The sequence below is a fragment of the Bradyrhizobium sp. Arg237L genome, from assembly GCF_029990105.1.
GTDB lineage: Bacteria > Pseudomonadota > Alphaproteobacteria > Rhizobiales > Xanthobacteraceae > Bradyrhizobium.
Map to the genome: position 1 here is coordinate 1 of NZ_JAQMIL010000234.1, position 425 is coordinate 425.

Annotated in this window: 1 protein-coding gene; it reads left to right on the top strand. The window is 66.4% G+C overall.

Going from position 1 to position 425, the window contains the following annotated elements; translation table 11 throughout:
- Nucleotides 1-425 (top strand): porin (locus OZ411_RS43125; RefSeq protein ID WP_282532830.1); only part of this gene is annotated, 425 nt, incomplete at both ends.

The following is a 425-nucleotide window of genomic DNA, read 5'->3' on the forward strand; positions in this document are numbered from 1 at the left end:
TGGGGTCTGTTCCAGATTTCCGCCGCGGCGCATGAGGTCAATGCCTCCTACAATGTCCTGAACGCCCTTGGAGCGCCAGCGGGCGCCGTCGGCCTGCCAGGCGCGGCGCCGACCGGAGCATCCGAGCTTTCCGGACATCCCGACACCTCGTGGGGCGGCGCGGTGATGGCGGCGTTGCAGATCAAGAACATCCCGACCGGTCCCGGCGACGACATCAAGATGGACGCGAGCTATTCCAAGGGGGCGACGAAGTACGTCATCTCATCGGCTTCAACCTCGCCGAGCTTTGCCATCTTCGGCAGCGCCAGCGCCTTCGGCGCCTATCAGAGCATCGGGTTCGGTGCGACGACCGATGCCGTCTATCTGCCGGTCGCAGCCGGCGGCGACGGCTCGCTGCATCTGACGGAGGCCTTTGGCGTTCGCGG